Raw genomic sequence first — 19,428 nt, 5'->3', positions numbered from 1 at the left:
CCGGCCGGGCGCGCCGGGGCACGGGACGGGAGTGGCATGAGAGCGGTATGGCGGTCGGCGGACGTACGCGCCGCGGAGGCGGGCCTGATGGCGACGCTTCCGCCCGGAACGCTGATGCGTCGCGCGGCGGCCGGCCTCGCCCGCCGCTGCGCGCTCCTGCTCGATGACCGCGGCGGTGTGTACGGCGCCCGGGTCCTGCTGCTGGTCGGGTCGGGGGACAACGGCGGCGACGCGCTCTTCGCCGGTGCCCGGCTGGCCCGGCGGGGGGCGGCCGTGTCGGCGCTGCTGCTGAACCCGGGCCGGGCGCACCCCGAGGGGCTGGCCGCGCTCCGGGCCGCCGGTGGTCGGTTGGTCGAGCGTCCGCCCGCGCAGGTCGACCTCGTGCTCGACGGCATCGTCGGGATCGGCGGCAGCGGCGGGCTCCGCGAGACGGCCGACCAGCTCGCGGCGAGCCTGGTGGGGCACAGCGGCCGGGACGGCGAGCGGGCGACGGTGGTCGCGGTGGACGTGCCCAGCGGGGTCGCGGTGGACACCGGGCACGTGCCGCTCTCCGCCTCCGGCCGACCGACCGCGGTCCGCGCCGACGTCACGGTGACCTTCGGCGCGCTCAAGCCGGCGCTGGTGGTGGGTCCGGCCGCCCCGCTCGCCGGTCAGGTCGAGCTGGTCGACATCGGGCTGGAGCCGTGGCTGCGCGGCACCCCGGCGCTGCGGGTGACCGAGTGGTCCGACGTGGCCGACTGGTGGCCCCGGCTCGGCGCGGCAGCGGAGAAGTACAGCCGGGGTGTCGTCGGGGTCGCCACCGGCTCGGCCGTCTACCCGGGGGCCGCGGTGCTCTCGGTCGGCGGTGCGCTGACCGGACCGACCGGCATGGTCCGGTACGCCGGGGGCGCGCGAGCCGAGGTGCTGCACCACCATCCGTCGGTGATCGCCACCGACCGGGTCGCCGACACGGGCCGGGTGCAGGCGTGGGTGTGCGGTTCCGGCCTCGGCACCGGCGACGACGCGGTCGCCGAGCTGCGGGCGGTGCTCGCGGCGCCGGTGCCGGTGGTGCTCGACGCGGACGCGCTGACCCTGCTCGTGGACGGTTCGCTCGCCGAGCTGCTCCGGCGGCGGGACGCCCCGATCGTGGTCACCCCGCACGACCGGGAGTTCACCCGGCTCTGCGGCGAGACACCGGGCACCGACCGGGTGGCCGCCGCGCTGCGCCTCGCGGCCTGGATGAACGCGGTGGTGCTGCTCAAGGGCGACCGTACGGTGATCGGCACGCCGGACGGCCGGGCGTACGTCAACCCGACCGGCACCCCGGCGCTGGCCACCGGGGGGACGGGGGACGTGCTGGCCGGGCTGCTCGGCTCGCTGCTCGCCGCGGGCCTGGCCCCGGAACGCGCCGCCGCGGCGGCCGCGTACCTGCACGGACTGGCCGGCCGGGAGGCGGCCCGGGGCGGCCCGGTGACCGCTTCCGACGTCGCGACCGCGCTGCGTCCGGTGCTGTCCCGCCTTCCCTGAGCGGTGCGCCGCCGGGGCCGGTGATCAGCTAAGTAGGCTGGAGGTATGTGGCAGGCCGAGGTGCGCGTCGACCTTGACGCGATCCGCGAGAACGTGAGCCGGCTGAGGTCCGGCACCAGCGCCGAGCTGATGGCGGTGGTCAAGGGCGACGGGTACGGCCACGGCATGGTGCCGGCCGCCGGCGCCGCGCTGGACGGGGGCGCCGACTGGCTCGGCGTCTGCACCCTCGACGAGGCGCTCACCCTGCGCCGGGCGGGGATCACCGTGCCGGTGCTGGCCTGGCTGCTCGCGCCGGGCCTGCCGCTGCACGAGGGCGTGACGGCCGGGGTCGACCTCGGCGCGGCCAGCCTTCCGCAGCTCGACGAGATGATCGAGGCGGGCCGGGCGGCCGGGCGGCCGGCCCGGCTGCACCTGAAGATCGACACGGGCCTGTCCCGGGGCGGCGCGACCGTCGCCGACTGGCCGGCCCTGCTCGACGCCGCCGCCAAGGCGCAGGCCGACGGTCTGGTCGAGGTGGTCGGGATGTGGAGCCACTTCGCGTACGCCGACTCGCCCGGCCACCCGACCATCGACCGGCAGCTCGCCGTCTTCCACGAGGGGCTGGGCATGGCGGAGCAGGCGGGCCTGCGGCCGCGCTACCGGCACCTGGCCAACTCGGCGGCCACGTTGACCCGGCCGGACGCCCACTTCGACCTGGTCCGCCCCGGGCTGGCCGTCTACGGCCTCTCCCCGGTGGCCGGCGAGAGCTACGGGCTGCGTCCGGCGATGACCGCCCGCGCACGCGTCATGCTCGCCAAGCGCGTCGCGGCGGGCGCCGGCGTTTCGTACGGCCACACGTACACGACGGAGCGGGAGAGCAACCTCGCGGTGATCCCGCTCGGCTACGCCGACGGGGTTCCCCGGCACGCCTCCAACAGCGGCCCCGTGCAGCTCGGCGGCGTCCGGCGGACGATCTCCGGCCGGGTCTGCATGGACCAGTTCGTCCTCGACTGCGGCGACGACCCGGTCGCGGCCGGCGACGTGGCCACCCTCTTCGGCAGCGGCCTGAACGGGGAGCCCACCGCGGACGACTGGGCCGAGGCGGTCGGCACGATCAACTACGAGATCGTCACCCGGTTCGGCAGCACCCGGGTGCCCCGCGTCTACGACGGCGAGCGCCCGTGACGTCGTCCCGCCCCCGGATCCCGGTGCCCCGCTCCGGCCACGCCCGGGCCGCCGTCGGCGCGCTGGCCGCGGTCGGGGTCGCCGCCGCCGGTGTCGCCGCGGGCATCGCGACCGAACGCGCGCTGGTCCGCCGGCTCAAGGCCGACCCCACGGACCGGTACGCGGGCGCGGTCTTCGGCGAACAGCGGTACGACGAGGCGCTGAGTCTGGAGATGCCGGACGGCACCGACATCCACGTCGAGGTGGTCGAGCCGACCCGGCCGGTCGCCGGGAACCCGACCGTCGTGCTGGTGCACGGGTTCTGCCTGGACATGGGGACCTTCCACTTCCAGCGCGAGCTGCTCGCCGAGCGGGGCGAGCACCGGATCGTGGCGTACGACCAGCCGGGGCACGGCCGCTCCGGCCGGCTGGAGACCGGCGAGTACGACCTGACCGCGCTCGGCCGCACGTTGCGCGCGGTGATCGACCGCACCGCACCGGAGGGCCCGCTGGTGCTGGTCGGCCACTCGATGGGTGGCATGACCATCATGGCGTTCGCGGAGCTCTTCCCGGAGCTGTTCGGCGACCGGGTGGTCGGCACCGTGCTGATGGCGACCTCGGGCGGCCTGCTGGCGGAGACCAAGCTCGTCGCGCCGGCCCTGCTCGGCCGGGTGGGCACGCCGGTGCTCTACATGATGAGCAACGCCGCCCGTTACGGCGGCACGGTGATCGACCGGGCGCGGAAGTCCACGAGCAACGTCGCCTGGCTGCTCACCCGCAAGTACGGCTTCGGCACCCGCCACCCCAGCCCGGCGCTGGTGTCGTACGTCGAGGAGATGAACTCGCGCACGTCGGCCGACACGGTCACCCGCTACCTGCGGACGCTCGCCACCCACTCGCGCTTCCCGGCGCTGGCCGCGCTCAGCGGCACGCCGGTGCTGGTGATCGTCGGCGACAAGGACATGATCACCCCGGTGATCCACTCGGAGGAGATCGTCCGCCGGCTGCCGCACGCCGAGTTCGTCAAGATCCCCGACAGTGGCCACGTGGTGATGCTGGAACACGCCGACGAGGTCAACGCGGCGCTGGTCCGCTTCCTGGAGGAGCTGTGAGGGTCACCCTGCCGACCGTCGCGGACACGCACGCCTTCGGCCGCCGGCTGGCCGGCGTGCTGCGGGCCGGGGACCTGCTGCTGCTGACCGGCCCGCTCGGTGCCGGCAAGACGGCGCTCACCCAGGGCATCGGCGCCGGGCTCGGGGTCACTGGGGACGTCACCTCGCCCACGTTCGTCATCGCCCGCGTCCACAAGCCGGACCGGATCCTGGGGGGCCGCGTCGCGCTCGTGCACGCCGACGCGTACCGCCTCGGCGACGCGGTCGACCCGCGCGCCGAGATCGACGACCTGGACCTGGACGCGTCGGTGGACGAGGCGGTGACCGTGGTGGAGTGGGGCGAGGGGCTGGTCGAGCAACTCGTCGACGCGCACCTGCGGATCCGGATCGACCGCCGGGACGACGACACCCGGGTGGTCGACCTGGAGCCGGTCGGCGGTGACTGGGTGACCCGGCTGGCCGCACTGAACTGAGGCGGGCGGCCGAGCGGCCCGTGGCGGGATCGTGTCGGACCGGGGGCCTAGAGTGCGCGGGACGGACCTGACCGGAAAGGCGCCCGATGCCCGACGACGCTCCCGCCCTCGACCTGCTGGCCCTGCTGCCGGAGGAGTGGCGGACCGTGCTCACCCCACACCTCGACCCGGCCCGCACCGCCGCGCTCGCCCGTTTCGTCGCCCGGGAGTACGCCACGCAGACCGTCTTCCCGCCCCTCGACGACCTCTTCACGGCCTACCGGCTCTGCGCTCCGGCCGACTGCCGGGTGCTGATCCTCGGGCAGGACCCATACCACCGGTTGGGTCAGGCGCACGGGCTGAGCTTCAGCGTCCGCGACGCAGTGGCGGTGCCGCCGTCGCTGCGCAACGTCTTCAAGGAGCTGGGTGAGGATCTCGGCGTGCCGAAGCCGGCCGGCGGCAACCTCAGCGGCTGGGCCGCGCAGGGTGTGCTGCTGCTCAACGCGGTGCTGACGGTCCGCCAGGCCAGCCCGGGCTCGCACGCCAACTCCGGCTGGGAGGAGTTCACCGACGCCACCATCCGTGCGCTGGACGCGCTGGAGAGCCGCGTGGTCTTCCTGCTCTGGGGCGGGTACGCCCGCAAGAAGGCCGCCCTGGTCGGCAACCCGCGGCACGTGGTGCTGGAGGCCGGCCACCCCAGCCCGATGAACCCGCGCGGGTTCCTCGGTAGCCGCCCGTTCAGTGCGGCCAACAAGGCTCTCGCCGACGCCGGCCTGCCGACGATCGACTGGGAGCGCACGGCCGGCTGACCGGGTCGGGGCGGTGGCCGGGTGGGCGGCCGCCGTGCGGGGCTCAACCGCCGTGCGCGGCGCGGGCCCGGGTGCGCCACCGGGCCAGCAGCGCGGCGGTCCTCGGATCGGTCAGCTCCACCTGCGCCAGGGGCACCACCGCGTAGCTCCGGTCGCCGTGCCGCACCTCGACGGCTTCCGGCAGTTCCTCGCACAAGTGCGCCCGGATTTCGCCGTACCGCGTGCGCCAGCGGTGTTCGCCGGGTTCCTCCGGCTCCAGCCGCAGCCCGCCGTAGTCGCCCCAGCGCTCGTTCCACCGCTGCCCGTACGCGGCCTCGAGCCAGTCGGTGAACCGCGTCGAGTCGCGCCAGCGGACGGCGATCTCGATGGCGTCCACCGGCACCGGAGCCCCCTGGAGCAGTGCCGCGGTGCTGCCGGTCAGCAGGTGCGGCAGGTCGCCGAGGCGTTCCTGGACCCGGTTGAGCGGCAGGTCGAGGATCCGGTCGGCCAGCGGTCGCGCGGCGAGGTCGTCGAGGCGGGCGTCCAGGTGAGCGTCGAGCTGTTCCACCGAGACCCGGAGCTGGAGGTCCAGCGCGGCGAGCACCCGTTCGACGAGCGGGATGCTCGGCACCCGGTCCCCGCGCTCGATGCGGGCGACGGCGCCCTGACTGATGCCGGCCAGCTCGGCGAGGGCGCTCTGGGTCAGGAGCCGGGTGGCACGTTCCCGGCGGAGGATCGCGGCGATCTGCTGGGCGAGGCGACTCTCTGTCACCGGCCGAGGATGGCAACTCGGCGAAGAGCGATATGCCGCTCAGTCATATTCATGCCTGTCAGGAATAGTGCTCTCCACCGAGTGTGTCTCCCCGGCGCGACACGCCGGGCCGGGACGCGCTCGCCGCGAGCCGACAAGGGCCGTGAGGGCCTGCGCGGGCCGGCGGCAGTGGGTCGGGCGGGGCGTCCGCCCGGGGGTCGCCCGGCTGGTGCGGTGACGGGGTGTGGGTGGGGTCGGGGCGCGACCGGCGGTGGCGGGTGGACGGCTAGGCTGGTTCACCGTGCTCGTACTCGTGGTGGACAGCTCCACGCCCGCGGTGACCGCCGCGCTGGTGGAGGTCTCGGCGGCCGGCGTCGAGGCCCGGGCGCACCGCCGTACCGTCGACGCCCGCGCCCACGGGGAGCTGCTCGCGCCGCAGGTGGACGCGGTCCTCGCCGACGCCGGCGCCCGCCCGGCCGACCTCGCGGCGATCGTCGCGGGTCTCGGCCCCGGCCCGTTCACCGGGCTGCGGGTGGGGCTGGTCACCGCCGCCACGATGGGGCAGGTGCTCGCCGTTCCCACGTACGGTGTCTGCTCGCTGGACGGGATCGGCCACCCGGCGGCCGCCGGCGAACCGGTGCTGGCCGCGAGCGACGCGCGGCGCCGGGAAATCTACTGGGCGGTCTACGACGGCGCCGGCCAGCGGATCGTCGGTCCCGAGGTGTCCGCCCCGGCGGTCGCCGCCGAGCGCGCCCGCGACCTCGCGGTCACGGTCGCGGTCGGTGACGGCGCCCACCGGTACGCGGAGACGCTGGCCCTGCCGGTCCGAAACGAGCCCCGTTATCCGGAGGCGGTGGCGCTGGCGACGCTGGCGGCGGAGCGGATCCGCGCCGGAGCCGCGAGCGAGCCACTGACCCCGCTCTACCTGCGGCGACCGGACGCCGTCGCGGCAACGGCCCGCAAGCCGGTCCTCCCGTGAGGCTGGAGCGGTTCCGCTGGTGGCACATCGACGAGGTGCTGCCGATCGAGGCGGACCTGTTCGGTGCCGAGCGGTGGTCCGCCGCGATGTTCTGGAACGAACTGGCCAACGGGCGCTACTACCTGGTGGCGACCGACGACGACGGGAGCCTGCTCGGCTACGCGGGGCTTCTGGCCGCGCCTCCCGACGAGGCGTGGGTGCAGAACATCGCCGTCCGCCGGGACGCGCAGCGGCGGGGCGTCGGGCGGCTGCTGCTGGAGGCGCTGCTGGCCGAGGTGGCGCGGCTCCGGGTCCGCAGCACGCTCCTGGAGGTGGCCGCGGACAACGCGCCGGCGCAGAAGCTCTACGCGGCGTACGGCTTCGAGGTGATCGGCGTGCGGCGCGGCTACTACCAGCCGAGCAACACCGACGCACTGGTCATGCAGCGGCACGAGGAGTTGGGCGATGGCTGACGAACCACTGGTCCTCGGGATCGAGACCTCCTGCGACGAGACCGGGGTCGGCATCGTCCGCGGTCACACGCTGCTCGCCGACGCGCTCGCCAGCAGCGTGGAGCAGCACGCCCGGTTCGGCGGCGTGGTGCCCGAGGTGGCCAGCCGGGCCCACCTGGAGGCGATCGTGCCGACGATGGACCGTGCCCTGCAGGAGGCGGGCGTGACGCTCGCCGACGTGGACGCCATCGCGGTCACCTCCGGTCCCGGGCTGGCGGGCGCGCTGCTGGTCGGTGTCGCCGCCGCCAAGGGGTACGCGCTCGCCGCCGAGAAGCCGGTGTACGGCGTCAACCACCTCGCCGCGCACGTCGCCGTGGACACCCTGGAACACGGGCCGCTGCCCGAACCGGCGGTCGCTTTGCTGGTGTCCGGCGGCCACTCGTCGCTGCTGCTCGTCGACGACCTGGCCCGGGGCGTCACCCCGCTCGGCGCCACGATCGACGACGCGGCCGGCGAGGCGTTCGACAAGGTGGCGCGGCTGCTCGGCCTGCCCTTCCCCGGTGGCCCGTACATCGACCGGGAGGCCCGGGCCGGCGACCCGGCGGCGATCGGCTTCCCGCGCGGGCTGACCGCCGCGAAGGACCTGGTGGCGCACCGTTACGACTTCTCCTTCTCGGGTCTCAAGACGGCGGTGGCCCGCTGGGTGGAGGCGCGGCAGCGGGCCGGCGAGCCGGTCCCGGTGGCGGACGTCGCCGCGTCCTTCCAGGAGGCGGTGTGCGACGTGCTGGTCGCGAAGGCACTGGACGCCTGCCGCACCAACGGCGTGGAGACCCTGGTGATCGGTGGGGGAGTGGCGGCCAACTCGCGGCTGCGGGCGATGGCGGAGCAGCGGGCGGCGAAGCGGGGCGTCCGGGTGCGGATGCCGCGGCCGAAGCTGTGCACCGACAACGGGGCGATGGTCGCCGCGCTGGGCTCGCACCTGGTCGCCTCGGGTGTCGCGCCGAGCCGGCTGGACCTGCCCGCCGACTCGGCGATGCCGCTCACCACGGTCAGCGTGTCGGGGGAGGGGCCGGCGTGATCGTGCGGATGTGGGAGGTACGGGCCGAGCCGTACGGGGTGGCCGACCTGATCACCTGGGTCTGCGAGACCGCCCTGCCCGAGTTCGACCACGACCCGCTGCACCTGTCCAGCGAGGTCTTCTCCTCGACCGACCACCGGGTCGTGGTGATCTCCAAGTGGCGGGGCAACCCCCGGTCCCTGCCCGACCCGCCGGTGACCCTGGTCGCCCGCCCCCCGCACTCCTGGGACTTCACCCAGGTCGACCGCTGAGCGTGCGAACCTGGAAGGTGACCGCGTCCGGCCGCCCGCGCCATCCACGTCGGCCCCGGCCGCGGTTCAGCGGACGGGCACCGTGGCGGTGACGGTGGACTGGTCGATGTCGGAGATCCGTACGGTGATCCGCAGCGTCCAGTCGCCGGGGACCGGGAAGCGCAGCGCCGCGCTGCCGTGGTGCGGCTCCGGCGTCTCCACCGGGACGGTGATCGGTTCGACACCGGCGGACGGCAGGGCGGCGGTGACCGTCCACTCGACCACCGGCAGCGGCTTGCCGGCCGGCGTGTACACGTAGGCGTGCAGGCTGTTCAACTCGCCGGGCCGGGCGGGGTAGACGTCGAACTGCACGGTCAGCAGCTCGGTGTCGACGGAGCGGGCGACGCCCTCCCGGGTCGCCGCCGCGGCCTCCGTCCCGGCGGTTCGGCCGGGCGGGGTCTGCACGAGCACCGCGGTGAGGGCCAGCACGACCGCGGTCACCGCCAGTTCGGCACCGGCCGCGCGGGAGACCCAGCGGGGTCGGGCCGCGGCGAGCCGGGTCCGCACGAGGTGCCGCTGACCTGCGGCCACCGCGAGGACCAGGGCGAGCAGCGCGGCCTTCGCGCACAGCAGCCGCCCGTACGGGCTGCCCAGCAGCGCCGACGGCCGGCCGAGTTCGATCGCGGCCTGGCCCAGTCCGGCGACGACGAGCCAGCACACGGCGAGCGTGGCGACCCGCGACCAGGCGGGCAGGATCCGGGCGAGGACCCGGGCGTGGGTCCGGCGGAGGAGGAACGCCGTGAGGGCGAGCAGCCCGCCGAGCCAGACGGTCACCGCGGCGACGTGGATGGTGCCCAGGGCGATGCTCACCGGCGGCAGGGGCGAGGCGACCGGGTGTCCGGCGAGCGGCCAGGTGGTCAGCCCGGCTACCGCCACCACCGCCAGCGCCGCGGTGGGCCGGCGGCCGGGAGCGGGGCGGAGGACGGCGGGCAGCAGCGCCGCGGCGGCACCCACCAGCGCCAGCCGCACGGCGAACACCGTGCCGACACCGCCCGCCGCGGTCAGGTCCGCGAGGGTCAGCTCACCGACCGGTACGCCGACCGCCTCGGCGGCCTGCCCGAGCCAGGTCACGACCGTGGCGGCGGCGACCAGGCCGAGACCGGCCCACGCCACGACGCGGGCACCCCGACGGGAGCGCCGGCGGGGCCACATGGCGGCCGCGAGCAGCGGTGGGCCGACCGCGGCGACCAGTCCCAGGTAGCCGGCGTACTTCGCCGCCGGCACCAGTGGCCCGCCGGGCGACGCGTCATCGGAGGCGGGCTGCGGCGGGGCGGCCGACGGCGCTCCCGCGGAGTAGGTGAAGCTGCCGGCGACCGGGTGGCTGTCGGCGGAGATGACCCGGTAGCTGACCAGGTACGTGCCGAGGGGCCGGTCGGGTACGCGCACCGGGATGCGCATCGTCGTTCCCCGCACCTCCGGCTCCCCGGCGGTGACCCGCCGTCCGTCCGGGGCGAGCACCTGGACCCGGCCGGGGACCGGCGCCACCGGCTCGCTGAAGGTGATCACCACCTCGCGGGGCGCGTAGCCGACGACCCCGTCGCGCTGCGGGGTCGTGGCGACCACGACGGCGTGCGCGGCCGCCGGGCTCGCCGGGGCCACGATCGCGAACAGGGCCCCCAGGAACATCCCGAACAGGACCGCCGCACGGGTACGTCCGTGCGGCGGTCGCGGTCCGGCGGAGATCGTCGTCCGCATGGTGGGTGCGGTCGGTCCGGTCAGGTGCGGCGGACCATCCGCCAGGTGGCGATGCCGCCGGTGGCGAGCGCGCCGAGGAACACCAGCCAGACCAGCGCGCTGCTGACCCCGAAGCCCGGCGCGGTGTTGGCCGAGGCGGCGGCGAGCAGGCCGTCGTCGCCCGGCGCGGGCAGCGCGGCCGGCGGCAGCTCCGCCCAGCGGACCAGCCCGGTGCTCTCCAGCATGGCCATGTGGTCGTTGACGAACGTGTTGGCCGCCTCGGCGAGTTCCCGGATGATCGGGTCGCGGGTGCTGGCGCGGACCGCGCCGATCACCGGGAAGATGGCGCCGTGGGCGACCCGCAGCCGGGTGACGAAGATCTGGTCGAACCGCGCACCGCGCGCGTTCTTCATCTCCGTCAGCCACCCCTTCTGCTCCGCGGTCGGATCGGTGGGGATGGTCGCGCCGAGCTTGTTCGCCGCCTCGACCGTCAGCCGGTCCAGCTCCTCGTGCTGCTTGGCGATCTCCGCGCCGATCTCCCGTACCTTCGGTGACTGTCCCTTCTCGGCGGCCATCTGGCCGGCGGGCATCTCCCAGAGACCGGCCAGCCGTACGCCGTTGAGCAGCGCGGCGTCGGCGGCGTTGAGCTGCTGGCCGGCCGGGGCGGCGAGGGCGGCGCCGGGCAGTACCCCGAGCCCGGCTGCGATCGCGATGAGCAGGACCGCCAGGCGACGGGTCGGGTTGCCCTGCCGGCGACGGGCGGATCTGCGCGGTGCCATGTCTGCGGTGCCTCCTGGAGTCGGAGCCGGTACGTCTGTGCCGGGCGGCCGCACCCCGCCGGCCGCCCGTTCGTCCACAGGTACGGATTGAGCGCCGGATCAGTTCACCGGGAGGCGAATCAGCCGACGTCGAGCGGGTCGGCCAGGAGACGTTCGAAGGCCAGCTCGGCGGCGCCGATCAGCGGGGCGTCGTCGCCGAGCTTCGGCGTCCGCAGCCGGACGTGCTCGACGCAGGCCGGCAGCGCGATGGAATTGAGCCGGCTGCGCACCTGGGCGGCCGCCGCCAGGTAGAGGTCGCGCATGGTGCCGCCGAAGATGACCATCTCCGGGTTGAAGATGTTGACCAGGTTGGCCACGCCGAAGCCGAGCCACTCGCCGGCCTTCCGTACCGCCGTCTGCGCCCGGGCGTCGCCGCGGTCCGCGGCGTCGAAGACGGCCAGCAGCGCCTCGCGGCCGCGGGCGTCGGAGCGGCCGGCGGCGCGCAGCAGGCCGTGCTCGCCGATCTCGGTCTCCCAGCAGCCCCGCGACCCGCACTCGCAGCGGGCACCGTCCGGGACCACCACCATGTGCCCGACCTCGCCGCTGTAGCCGCCGTGCCCGGTGAGCCGCCGGCCGCCGGCGATGATGCCGGCGCCGACGCCGACGTCCCCGTACAGGTAGATCACGTTGTCGCAGCCGGCGGCCGCGCCGCGCGCGTGCTCGGCGAAGGCGGCCACGTCGGCGACGTTGCCGACGGTGATCCGCGCGTCGGTGCCCAGTTCGGCGCGGAGCGCGGCGCCGATCGGCTCGTCCACCCAGCCCATCGTCGGGCCGAGCCGCACCAGCCCGTCGTCGCGGCGCACCATCCCGCAGACGGCGACGCCCGCGCCGACGCACGTCGCGTCGACCGGAACCGCCTCGTGCATCCGCTTGGCGACGCCGGCCAGCAGCGGCGCCGCCTCCGCCGCGGTGAGGCCCCGGGGCCGCTCCAGCTCCCGGCGGTCGAGCACCTCGCCGCCGAGACCGACCCGTGCGGCCCGCAGCCGGTCCACCTCGATGCTGTACGCGTACGCGTAGATGCGGGCCGACTCGGGCCGGACGACCAGCGAGGGTCGCCCGGCCCGGCCGGTTTCCTTCGGCGCCCCCTCGCTCACCAGTCCGGCCGCGGCGAGGTCGGTGGTGAGTGCGCCGATGGTGCTGCGGTTCAACCCGAGCACGTTGGTCAGCTCCGCGCGCGACGTGGCGCCGCGAACGTGGACGTACCGCAGCAGTGCCCCGAGGTTCTGCCGGCGGATCTCGTCCTGGCTGGGTCCTACGCGCATGACGGTGTGCTACTCCCCGTGCCGCCGCGTCAGCGTGACCCGGTGGTGGCGGCCCGGCGCCGGGACAGCGCGTCCACACCGGCCGCGAGCAGCAGTACCGCACCGGTGAAGACGTACTTCAGCCCGGAGCTGAGGTTGAGCAGGCCCATGCCGTTGATGATGACGGCCACCACGGCGCCGCCGAGCACGGCGTTGATCATCCGGCCCTTGCCGCCGAAAAGGCTCGTGCCGCCGATCACCGCCGCGCCGACCGCGTAGAGGAGCACGTTGCTGCCACCGGTGTTGGGGTCGACCGACCGGTCCCGGCTGGCCGCGATGATGCCGCCGACCGCCGCCATGGTGGAGCAGATGACGAACGCGGAGATCCGGATCCGGTCGACGTTGATGCCGGCCCGGCGGGCCGCCTCCCGGTTGCCGCCGACCGCGTACAGGTGCCTCCCGTACGCGGTGCGGTTGAGCACGAACGTCCAGCCGACCAGGAGGACGGCGAGGATCGGCACCACGATGGGCATGCCCTTGTTGGAGCTGATCAGCGGGTTGATGCTGCGCTCCTGGTTGAGCACGTGGACGGCGAAGCCAACGATGACGGCCAGCGCGGCGATCCGGCCGAAGACCACGATGATCGGCTCGGTGACCAGGCCCCGGGCGGTGCGGTTGCGGTAGCCCAGCAGCTGAGCGGCGGCGTATCCGGAGACCGCGACCGCGAAGAGCACCCAGCCGATCAGCGGCGGCACCCACCGGTTCTCGATCGCGATGATGACCTCGTCGCCGATCGAGATGTTGGTGCCCTCCTTCATCAGCAGCAGGACCACGCCCTGGAAGGCCAGGAAGCCGGCGAGGGTGACCACGAAGGAGGGAATGCCGACCTTCGCCACCAGGAACCCGAGGGTCAGGCCGATGACCAGGCCGGTGGCGAGCGCGGCGAGGACCGCGACGTACCAGGGGTAGCCCAGCACGCTCACCACGTTGGCGAGGATGGCCGCGCAGACGCCGCTGGCGAAGCCGGCGGAGAGGTCGATCTCGCCGAGCAGCAGGACGAAGATCAGGCCCATGGCGATCGCGGTGACCGCGGCGCCCTGGGTGAACAGGTTGGCGAAGTTGCCGGCCGACAGGAAGACCGGCCGCACGATCGCGAAGACGACGCAGAGCACCACCAGGCCGATGACGGCCGGCAGCGAGCCGAGGTCGCCACCGCGGACCCGGGCCAGGTAGTTGCGGACGTGGCTGGCGACGGTGGGCGGCGGGGTGACGGCCGCCGGTCCCTCCTCGCGTACTGCGGTGGTGGTCATCGGACGGCTCCCGGGGTGGTGGCGGGCGCTCCGCCGTTGTCGTGCTGCCCGTTGCCGAGGCCGAGCGCGCCGGACCGGCCGGCGGTGATCAGCTCGACCACCTGGGCGTGGGTGATGTCGGTGGTCTTCACCTGGGCGACCATCTGGCCGAGGTAGAGCGCCGCGATCCGGTCCGACACGGCGAAGACGTCGTTCATGTTGTGCGAGATGAGCACCACGGCCAGGCCGTTGTCGGCCAGCCGGCGGACCAGTTCGAGCACCTGGGCGGTCTGCGCCACGCCGAGCGCGGCGGTGGGCTCGTCGAGGATGACCACCTTGCTGTTCCAGAGCACGGCCTTGGCGATGGCGACGGTCTGGCGCTGGCCGCCGGAGAGGCTGGAGACGTGCTGGCGCAGGGACTTCACGGTGCGGACGGAGAGCCCGGCGAGCGTCTCGGCGGCCATCTGCTCCATGGTCGGCTCGTCGAGCACGATGCCGCTGCGCTTCTCCCGGCCGAGGAACATGTTCTGGACGATGTCCAGGTTGTCGCAGAGCGCGAGGTCCTGATACACGACCTCGATGCCGAGCGCGGCGGCGTCGCGCGGGCTGTGGATGGTCACCGGCCGGCCGTCGAAGAGGAACTCCCCGGCGTCGGTCGGGTAAATGCCGCTGATGCACTTGACCAGGGTGGACTTGCCGGCGCCGTTGTCGCCGACCAGCGCGGTCACCTCGCCGGGGTCAGCGGAGAAGGCGACGTCGCGCAGGACCTGGACGGGACCGAAGCTCTTGTCGATCCCGCGTAGCTCCAGCAGAGGGGTCGCGGACACGGGGTTCTCCTTAGGCAGGAACGGGAGGTCTCACCAGCCCGTCGATGGTGGCGGCACGCCGCCCGGCACGGGGGTGGCCCGTGCCGGGCGGCGTCACCTCGGCGGGGTTCAGCTGATGCCGGCGTCCGCGCAGAGCTTGGCGAAGTCGCTGGTGCAGACCTCGTCCTTGGTCACGAAGCCGTCGGCGATGACGTCCTTGACGTTCTCCTTGTAGATCAGCTTCGGGGTGAGCAGGACGGAGGCGACGTCGCGCCCGCTCTCCGGGTCCTTGACGGTCTGCCCGGTCTCCTTCTTCTCGCCCTTCGCCAGCGCGATGGCCAGGTCGGCGGCCGCCTTGGCCTCCTCCTTGATCGCCTTGTAGACGGTCATGCACTGGTCACCGGCGAGGATGTTCTGCAGGCCCTGCGGGGTCGCGTCCTGGCCGGTCACCGGAACCTTGCCGTTGAGCTTGTTCTTCTTCAGCACCGAGATCGCCGCGTTGCCGAGGCCGTCGTTCGCTGCCAGCACGCCGTCGATCTTGCCGCCGGTCTGGGTCAGCATCTGCTCGAAGATCACGCCCGCCTGGGCGTTGTCCCAGTCCGGAACCGCCTGGTCCGGGCCCTTGGCGAACTCACCCGCGTCGAACTTCGGCTTGAGGATCGAGTCGTACCCGTTCTTGAACAGGGTGGCGTTGTTGTCGGTGGGGGAGCCGTTCAGGTATGCCACGACCGGCTTCTGGACGCCCTTGTCGGTCAGGCACTTGGCCAGGCCCTCGCCCTGGAGCTTGCCGACGGCCTCGTTGTCGAAGCTGACGTAGTACTCGGCGGAGCCGCCGAGGGTGAGGCGGTCGTAGTCGATGGTGGCGACGCCCTGCGACTTGGCCTTGTCGAGGACGGCCTTGCCGGTGCCCGAGTCCAGGTTGACGATCATCAGGGCGGTCGCGCCGTTGGTGATCATCTGGTCGGCGATCGTCGAGAACTGGGACTTGTCGCCCTGGGCGTTCTGGATGTCGTAGTCGACGTCGGCGGCCTTGAAAGCCTCCTCCAGGAACTTGCGGTCCGCGCCCTCCCAGCGGGCGGAGGACTTGCTGTCCGGCAGGATCACGCCGATCTTCGGCTTCTTGTCACTACCACCGGCCTGGTCGCCGCCGGAGTTGTCACCGCAGGCCGCCATGCTGCCGGTGGCCAACAGGCCCGCGGCGGCAGCGGCGAGGAAGCCCTTGCGCATGTGCAGGGTCCTTTCGAAGGTGGGGGATGGTGGTTGTTTTGTTGTGCCCGGCAACGTATTCCGCGCTCCACGGCCGGCACAAGACCGTCGAGGTCGCGAGTTTGTTGTGGGCAGTAACAATTCGGCAACGCCGCTGAAGTTCAGGCGTCACGTGGCGGCGAGCGCTCTCTCGACGGGCACTCCAGGCGAACCGGATAAGCGCTGGTCGCCCGGCCGGGCGGACCCTCGGCACGATTGGGCCGCGGCGCGCGCACGGGTGGTCAGGAGGAGGCGATCCGTGCGGTCGAGGCGTCGGTGAGGATGACCAGATCCTGCGGGGCCAGTTCCAGTTGCAGCCCCCGCCGGCCGGCCGAGACGTACACGGTGTCGTGGCGCAGCGCGCTCTCGTCGAGCACCGTCGGCAGGCGCTTCCGCTGGCCGAGCGGGCTGATGCCGCCCCGGACGTACCCGGTGGCGCGCTCGGCCACCGTCCGGTCGGCCAGTGCGGCCCGCTTGCCGCCCGCCGCGGCGGCCAGGGCCTTGAGGTCCAGTTCGCCGGTCACCGGGACCACGGCGACGGTCAGCACGCCGTCCACCTCGGTCACCAGCGACTTGAACACCCGTTCCGCCGGCACGTCGAGGGCCGCCGCGACCAGCGCCCCGTAGTTCGGGGCGGCCGCGGAGACGTCGTACGGATGCGTACGGTGGGCAACCCTCCGCTTCGCCAGCAACGCGGTCGCCGGCGTCCCCTGTCCCGCCACGCCCGCCAACCTAGCGCCACCGCCTCCCGCCCGCCTCCGCGTGTCTCCGCCTGTCTCCGCCTGTCTCCGCGTCGATCATGAAGTTATCGACGTGGGCACCGGGGCGTGTCGTGGCAATAACTTCATGATCAACTAGTGGGACGTGGGTCGGGCTAGGAGGACCGTCGGGGTGTTGGTCACGCGGGTCAGGATCAGGCTGGCGGGCTGGTCGCCGGCGAGTTTCAGGTCACGGCGCAGCTTCTCCGGGTCGAGGGCCGAGCCGCGCTTCAGGATCTCCACCCGGCCGACCCGGCGCTCGCGCAGCAGGGCGCGCAGCCGTTTCAGGGAGAACGGCAGCACATCGGTGATCTCCAGGCAGCGGGCGAACGGTGTCGGCGCCGGGGTGTCGGCGTACAGGTAGGCGATGGTCGGGTCGGCCAGGTTGGCGTCGAGTTCGCCGGCCAGTTCGGCGACGAGGTGGGCGCGGACCACGGCCGGGTCCGGGTCGTACACGTACCGCCGTACCGGCCCGACCGGGGCCTCGACCGCCCCGGAACCGGTCAGCTCGTGCGCGGTCGGGGTGTGCGAGGGGTGCCCTGCTGTACCGGCGGCGTCAACGAGGGGCCCTTCCTCCAACACGGTCGCGCGGCGGGGGACCCGGGCCAGCGCCCCGCACCAGAGCGTGGCCTCCACCAGGTCGCCGTCGACGCTGACCCACTCCGCCTCCGCGCCTGCCGGGATCAGCGCGTGGTCCAGGCCGGGCGCCACCTTCACCACCGTGCGCGGCACCCGCTCGGCGAGCCCGACCACGAAGCCCCACGGTGGCGAGTAGGCGTTCGGGTCGAAGACCCGCCGGCCCGACTTCCGGCGGGCGGGGTCGCAGAAGACCGCGTCGAGCCGGGACACGTCGAAGCCGGTCGCGTCCCCGGTCGCCACGGTGAACCGGTCGGCCAGCCCGGTCGCCCCGGCGTTCGCGGCGGCCAGCGCGGCGGTCACCGGGTCGGCCTCCACGCCGTACACCCGGATGCCGGCGCGGGCGGCGGCGATCCCGTCCGCGCCGAGCCCGCAGCCGAGGTCGGCCAGGGTGGTCACCCCGGCGGCGCGGAGCCGCTCGGCGCGGCGTCCGGCGACCACCCTCCGGGTGGCCTGCTCGAGGCCGGCCCTCGTGAAGAACATGCCGGCGGCCGCGGCGCCGAACTTGCCCACCGCCCGCCGGCGCAGCTCGGCCTGGGTGAGGGCCGCCGCGGCCAGCCGGGCCGGCACCCCGGCCGAGCGGAGCGCCGCCGCCGCGGCCAGCGGGTCGCCGCCGGCCACCTCGGCCGCCGCCGCGAGCGCGGCCAACCCCTCGGGGGTACGCAGCTCCGTCAGCTGTTCCAGGTCCACCCGGCCATTCTTCCGGCCGGTCCCGGACGGGACGGCCCGGGGCCGGCGCAGCATGGCCCCCGACGAGTGTGATGTCAGCGAGGTGTCGGGCAGGCGGCGACGAAGGCCCGCCAGCTCTCCGGGGTGAAGGCGAGCACCGGGCCGGCCCGGTCCTTGCTGTCCCGCACGGCGACCACGCCGGGCAGGTTGTCGGCGACCTCGACGCAGGCGCCGCCGTTGCTGTTGCTGCGGGTGGACGTGCGCCAGGCGGCGCGGGTCAGGTCCATGACGTCGCCACTTCCTCGATCAGGCGGGCGGACTGCCGGCGCGGCAGCGCCTCACCGGCCACAGTCTCCCAACGCCGTCCCAGGCTGGCAAGGTCGTTCGGGCCGTCCACGGTGTGGCCCCGGAGCTGGTTGTCGAGGTGCGCCAGCTCGGTGCCCTCGGTGAGCCGGGCCAGGATGAAAGGCCCGTTGAGCCCGACGTGCCACGGGGTTTCGGCCGGGACGATCCGCACCTGGACGTGCGGCTGGGCGCCAACGGTCAGCAGGTGGGCGAGCTGCTCGCGCATGGTCACCCGATCACCGACCTGCCGGCGCAGCGCCGCCTCGTCGAGCACCGCGACGAGCAGCGGCGGCGCGTCGCGGGTGAGTACGCTCTGCCGGGCCAGCCGGCTCAGGACCCGCTCCTCGATCTCGTCGTCGGTCAGCGACGGACCGGCCCGGAGTATCGCCCGCGCGTACGCCTCGGTCTGGAGCAGGCCGGGGATCACCGCCGGGTCGTACCAGCGCAGCGAGACGGCGTCCCGCTCGACCTCCTCCCACGGGCGGAACCAGTCCGGTGCGGCGTGCAGCCGGATCAGCTCCAGCAGGCCGACGAAGACCGCCGGTCTCCAGCACCGTGTCGACCCGGGCCAGGTAGTCCGGGCTGAGCGGCTTCTGGCCGACCTCGACCGCGCTGATCGCGGACGAGGAGTAGTTGATCAGCTTGCCCAGCTCCTCCTGGCTGAACCCGCGCGCCTGGCGGGCCCGGCGCAACTGGTCGCGCAGGAAGCCCAGTGTCGGTACCCCGGTCATGCGTCGCCCCCCGTGTTCCGGTCGATGCCGGAACGTAGGCGCCTGATCACGCACGATGGAAGCGAATGCCGGCGTGTTGCGGTGAAGAGTGGCGGGACAGTGGCGACGCGCCGGGTGTCTCGCTGGCACTCTCCTTGACGGAGTGCTAGCCGAGGAATAACCTGCGATTAGCACTCTCACCCTGAGGGTGCCAATCTCCGGGCGCTGCGTCCGGGGGTTGACGCCAGGCGGACCGGCACCCGCGACGACGGCCCCGCCCGGTGGCATGTGGCAGATTGACACTGGTCGGCATGTCCGACCGGTAACGAAACCAGTACCCCAGGAGGGTATGCCCGTGACTACCGCGACCAAGGTTGCGATCAAGCCGCTCGAGGACCGGATCGTGGTCCAGGCGAACGAGGCTGAGACCACCACGGCGTCGGGCATCGTGATCCCCGACACCGCCAAGGAGAAGCCGCAGGAGGGCACCGTCCTCGCTGTCGGCCCGGGCCGGATCGACGACAAGGGCAACCGCGTGCCGATCGACGTCAAGGTCGGCGACACCGTCCTCTACTCGAAGTACGGCGGCACCGAGGTCAAGTACGCCGGCGAGGAGTACCTGGTGCTCTCCGCCCGCGACGTCCTCGCGGTCATCGAGAAGTAAGCAACCGAGCAGTGTCGTTGCCCCGGTCCGGCTCGCCGGGCCG

General features: G+C 73.8%; 21 protein-coding genes and 1 pseudogene. 10 read left to right on the top strand and 12 right to left on the bottom strand.

Going from position 1 to position 19,428, the window contains the following annotated elements:
- Positions 1-36: 36 nt before the first annotated feature.
- The 5 genes from EV376_RS01560 to ung all read left to right on the top strand — a co-directional run bounded on the left by EV376_RS01560 (position 37) and on the right by ung (position 5,022).
- Entirely contained in the window at positions 37-1,506 is a 1,470-nt protein-coding gene (locus tag EV376_RS01560; RefSeq protein WP_130320386.1) for an NAD(P)H-hydrate dehydratase, read from the top strand.
- Positions 1,507-1,551: 45 nt separating this feature from the next.
- A complete protein-coding gene (alr, locus tag EV376_RS01555; protein ID WP_130320385.1) occupies positions 1,552-2,670 on the top strand; it encodes an alanine racemase in 1,119 nt (372 codons plus the stop codon).
- Positions 2,667-3,761, top strand: a complete 1,095-nt coding sequence (locus EV376_RS01550; protein ID WP_130320384.1) for an alpha/beta fold hydrolase — start codon at positions 2,667-2,669, stop codon at positions 3,759-3,761. Before alr ends, EV376_RS01550 begins: the two co-directional genes overlap by 4 nt.
- Positions 3,758-4,234 carry a tRNA (adenosine(37)-N6)-threonylcarbamoyltransferase complex ATPase subunit type 1 TsaE gene (gene tsaE / locus EV376_RS01545; RefSeq protein WP_130320383.1) on the top strand — a complete coding sequence of 159 codons (477 nt, stop codon included), beginning with the start codon at positions 3,758-3,760 and terminating at the stop codon, positions 4,232-4,234. Before EV376_RS01550 ends, tsaE begins: the two co-directional genes overlap by 4 nt.
- A gap of 86 nt (positions 4,235-4,320) precedes the next feature.
- Positions 4,321-5,022, top strand: coding sequence for a uracil-DNA glycosylase (ung, locus tag EV376_RS01540; protein WP_130320382.1), 702 nt, complete (start codon positions 4,321-4,323; stop codon positions 5,020-5,022).
- 43 nt (positions 5,023-5,065) lie between these two features.
- Here ung and EV376_RS01535 read toward each other — a convergent pair whose 3' ends face one another.
- Positions 5,066-5,773 (bottom strand): helix-turn-helix domain-containing protein, encoded by a 708-nt coding sequence (locus tag EV376_RS01535; protein WP_130320381.1) that lies wholly within the window; start codon positions 5,771-5,773, stop codon positions 5,066-5,068.
- A gap of 280 nt (positions 5,774-6,053) precedes the next feature.
- Between EV376_RS01535 and tsaB the strand changes: the two genes are divergently transcribed.
- From tsaB to EV376_RS01515, 4 genes are read left to right on the top strand one after another with little or no spacing between them, the layout of a single operon-like run.
- On the top strand, positions 6,054-6,731 hold the full coding sequence (gene tsaB / locus EV376_RS01530) for a tRNA (adenosine(37)-N6)-threonylcarbamoyltransferase complex dimerization subunit type 1 TsaB (RefSeq protein ID WP_130320380.1): 678 nt from the start codon (positions 6,054-6,056) through the stop codon (positions 6,729-6,731).
- Positions 6,728-7,183, top strand: coding sequence for a ribosomal protein S18-alanine N-acetyltransferase (rimI, locus tag EV376_RS01525; RefSeq protein WP_130320379.1), 456 nt, complete (start codon positions 6,728-6,730; stop codon positions 7,181-7,183). Before tsaB ends, rimI begins: the two co-directional genes overlap by 4 nt.
- Entirely contained in the window at positions 7,176-8,240 is a 1,065-nt protein-coding gene (gene tsaD / locus EV376_RS01520; protein ID WP_130320378.1) for a tRNA (adenosine(37)-N6)-threonylcarbamoyltransferase complex transferase subunit TsaD, read from the top strand. The genes rimI and tsaD overlap by 8 nt, the downstream gene beginning before the upstream one ends.
- Positions 8,237-8,491 carry a hypothetical protein gene (locus tag EV376_RS01515; RefSeq protein WP_130320377.1) on the top strand — a complete coding sequence of 85 codons (255 nt, stop codon included), beginning with the start codon at positions 8,237-8,239 and terminating at the stop codon, positions 8,489-8,491. Before tsaD ends, EV376_RS01515 begins: the two co-directional genes overlap by 4 nt.
- Positions 8,492-8,557: 66 nt before the next feature.
- Here the strand turns inward: EV376_RS01515 and EV376_RS01510 are convergent, their stop codons facing one another.
- From EV376_RS01510 to EV376_RS30640, 11 genes and pseudogenes are all read right to left on the bottom strand, one after another.
- Positions 8,558-10,225: a copper resistance CopC/CopD family protein gene (locus EV376_RS01510; RefSeq protein ID WP_130320376.1), complete on the bottom strand. Its 1,668-nt coding sequence runs from the start codon at positions 10,223-10,225 to the stop codon at positions 8,558-8,560.
- 20 nt (positions 10,226-10,245) lie between these two features.
- Positions 10,246-10,983, bottom strand: coding sequence for a DUF4142 domain-containing protein (locus EV376_RS01505; RefSeq protein WP_130320375.1), 738 nt, complete (start codon positions 10,981-10,983; stop codon positions 10,246-10,248).
- A gap of 119 nt (positions 10,984-11,102) precedes the next feature.
- On the bottom strand, positions 11,103-12,284 hold the full coding sequence (locus tag EV376_RS01500; protein ID WP_130320374.1) for an ROK family protein: 1,182 nt from the start codon (positions 12,282-12,284) through the stop codon (positions 11,103-11,105).
- A 29-nt stretch (positions 12,285-12,313) separates the two neighbouring features.
- Positions 12,314-13,573 carry an ABC transporter permease subunit gene (locus tag EV376_RS01495; protein ID WP_130320373.1) on the bottom strand — a complete coding sequence of 420 codons (1,260 nt, stop codon included), beginning with the start codon at positions 13,571-13,573 and terminating at the stop codon, positions 12,314-12,316.
- On the bottom strand, positions 13,570-14,379 hold the full coding sequence (locus tag EV376_RS01490) for an ATP-binding cassette domain-containing protein (protein ID WP_130320372.1): 810 nt from the start codon (positions 14,377-14,379) through the stop codon (positions 13,570-13,572). The genes EV376_RS01495 and EV376_RS01490 overlap by 4 nt, the downstream gene beginning before the upstream one ends.
- A 108-nt stretch (positions 14,380-14,487) precedes the next feature.
- A complete protein-coding gene (locus EV376_RS01485) occupies positions 14,488-15,585 on the bottom strand; it encodes a substrate-binding domain-containing protein (protein WP_130320371.1) in 1,098 nt (365 codons plus the stop codon).
- 260 nt (positions 15,586-15,845) lie between these two features.
- Positions 15,846-16,325, bottom strand: coding sequence for a Cys-tRNA(Pro) deacylase (ybaK, locus tag EV376_RS01475; protein WP_130320369.1), 480 nt, complete (start codon positions 16,323-16,325; stop codon positions 15,846-15,848).
- Between the two features lie 132 nt (positions 16,326-16,457).
- The gene (locus tag EV376_RS01470; protein ID WP_130320368.1) at positions 16,458-17,687 is read right to left on the bottom strand and encodes a class I SAM-dependent methyltransferase; all 1,230 of its coding nucleotides are present in this window, start codon (positions 17,685-17,687) and stop codon (positions 16,458-16,460) included.
- 74 nt (positions 17,688-17,761) lie between these two features.
- The gene (locus EV376_RS01465) at positions 17,762-17,953 is read right to left on the bottom strand and encodes a DUF397 domain-containing protein (RefSeq protein ID WP_130320367.1); all 192 of its coding nucleotides are present in this window, start codon (positions 17,951-17,953) and stop codon (positions 17,762-17,764) included.
- Positions 17,944-18,438, bottom strand: coding sequence for a DUF5753 domain-containing protein (locus EV376_RS30645; RefSeq protein ID WP_486482487.1), 495 nt, complete (start codon positions 18,436-18,438; stop codon positions 17,944-17,946). The genes EV376_RS01465 and EV376_RS30645 overlap by 10 nt, the downstream gene beginning before the upstream one ends.
- Positions 18,439-18,601: 163 nt before the next feature.
- Positions 18,602-18,742 (bottom strand): annotated as a pseudogene (locus tag EV376_RS30640) (helix-turn-helix domain-containing protein); the annotation flags it as partial.
- A 328-nt stretch (positions 18,743-19,070) separates the two neighbouring features.
- On the opposite strand from EV376_RS30640, the gene groES reads away from it, so the two are divergent.
- The gene (groES, locus tag EV376_RS01455; RefSeq protein WP_018222648.1) at positions 19,071-19,385 is read left to right on the top strand and encodes a co-chaperone GroES; all 315 of its coding nucleotides are present in this window, start codon (positions 19,071-19,073) and stop codon (positions 19,383-19,385) included.
- The last annotated feature ends 43 nt before the right edge of the window (positions 19,386-19,428 follow it).

The organism is Micromonospora sp. CNZ295, from assembly GCF_004217535.1.
Note: the sequence above shows the minus strand (reverse complement) of the source record. Positions and strands in the feature narration are given on the sequence as shown.